This is a genomic window from Actinoplanes sp. NPDC048791 (assembly GCF_040650095.1).
Classification (GTDB): Bacteria; Actinomycetota; Actinomycetes; order Mycobacteriales; family Micromonosporaceae; genus Actinoplanes.
The window spans coordinates 2,053-3,937 of sequence record NZ_JBEZGQ010000801.1; the positions used below are offsets into that span (position 1 = coordinate 2,053).

The following is a 1,885-nucleotide window of genomic DNA, read 5'->3' on the forward strand; positions in this document are numbered from 1 at the left end:
CGCCGACGAGCGGGTCGGTGCCCGCGAGGACCAGGGGTGACCGAGGCGGTCACCGTCTCGGAGGGTGCGCCCACCGCGGCCGAGTTCTCGGCCGCGGTGGCGGCGATCCGTGAGCTGGCGCCGACCGGCCGGGTGCTGCTGATCTGTCACGTCAACCCGGACGGCGACGCGCTGGGCAGCATGCTCGGCTTCGGGCTGGGGCTGCGCCGGCTCGGCGTGCCCCGGCTGCAGGCCACCTTCCCCGGCACGTTCGAGATCCCCGACCCGTTCGCCGCGCTGCCCGGCCTCGACCTGCTGGTCAGCGAGGAGCAGGCGGAGCCGGAGCCCGATCTGGTGATCGTCTTCGACGTGGCCGCGGTGTCCCGGCTCGGGGCCCTGGCCGACCGGCTGCCCCGCGCCCGCGCCACCGTGGCCCTGGACCACCACGCGTCCAACACCGGCTTCGCGGGGGTCAACCTGGTCGACGCGGGTGCCGCCGCGACCTCGGTGGTCGCCGAGGAGCTGCTGCGCCGCCTCGACGTGCCGCTGGACGCCGAGATCGCCGAATGCCTGTACGTGGCCCTGGCCACCGACACCGGCTCGTTCCGCTTCGACATGACCACGCCGCGGGTGCACGAGATGGCCGCCCGGCTGATCGCCACCGGCCTGCGCCCGGGCGAGATCTCCCGCCGGGTGTTCGACAGCCGCCCGTTCGGCGCGATGAAGCTCTCCGCCGACGTGCTCAGCCGCGCGCAGCTCGATCCCACGGCGGCGGACGGGCACGGCATGGTGTGGACGTACGCGACCCTCGAGGACCTCGAGCGGCACGGGCAGCGGCCGTACGTGCTGGACGCGCTGATCGATCCGGTCCGGTGTGTGGCCGAGGTGGACGTGTCCGTGGTGGTCAAGCAGCTCGCCGAGCGCGAGTGGGCGGTGTCGCTGCGCAGCAAGGGCGCGGTCGACGTCAGTGCCGTCGCGGTGGCACTGGGCGGCGGCGGGCACCGGCTGGCCGCGGGTTTCACCGGCTACGGCACCCCGGGGGACGTTGTCACCGCGGTCCGCGACGAGCTGGGCCAGCACCTCATTCCGTAGCTTCTGCTCGACCAGGGCCGGCCTTCGGGCCGGCCTTTTGTCGTTGATCCGCTTCCCGAAGTGCGGGACACACCGAGCAACCCGCGAGACTGAACGATAGTTTGAGTTAACGGTGATTTGGTTTCTGCACGGGCGCTACCACCGACCGCCGCAGCAGCCTCGAGCCACCCGGGTCCACCATCCCGGGCTGTGTCGCCCCGCCACCCGTCCGGCGATCCCGGACCGGCCCCTCGCGACACGCCGCTCGATCGATCAGTGGGTGCCGTGCACCCGTTCCGCCGTGGAAGGACCACGAACATGGCTGCGATGCCCAAGCCCAAGCCCCAGTCCGACGACGCTCGCGAGCAGGCCCGCCGCGCGCTGCAGACGTCGATGGACACCCGCCAGTAAGCAGTCCGGCGCATTGCGCCCCTTACGGCTCGGCGGGCATCATGACTGTCCATGAGCCCGCTCGCCGCCGTCGACCCCCGCACCCTCAACCGGCGTATCGCCGCCCTGGCCCTGCCGGCCCTGGTCGTGCTGGCCGCCGAGCCGCTGTACGTGCTGGTGGACACCGCCGTGGTGGGCCACCTGGGCCGGATCCCGCTCGCGGCGGTCGCTGTCGGCGGCACCGTGATGTCGGTCGCCGTCTGGTTCGGGACGCTGATGGCGTACGGCACGACCGGCCGCGCCGCCCGTCGCTTCGGCGCGGGTGACCGCACCGCCGCCGTCGCCGAAGGCGTCCAGGCCTCCTGGCTCGCCCTGGCCACCGGCGCCCTGCTGGTCCTGCTGGCCCAGCTCTTCGCCACACCGGTCACCCGGGCCCTGGCCGCCG

The 1,885-nt window shown here is 73.4% G+C and carries 2 protein-coding genes; both read left to right on the top strand.

Features of this window, described 5'->3' with window-relative positions; all coding sequences use genetic code 11:
- The first annotated feature begins 36 nt into the window (after positions 1–36).
- Positions 37–1,071: a bifunctional oligoribonuclease/PAP phosphatase NrnA gene (locus tag AB0C29_RS37350; protein ID WP_360830725.1), complete on the top strand. Its 1,035-nt coding sequence runs from the start codon at positions 37–39 to the stop codon at positions 1,069–1,071.
- Positions 1,072–1,512: 441 nt separating this feature from the next.
- Positions 1,513–1,885 (top strand): MATE family efflux transporter (locus AB0C29_RS37355; RefSeq protein WP_360830728.1); only part of this gene is annotated, 373 nt, incomplete at its 3' end.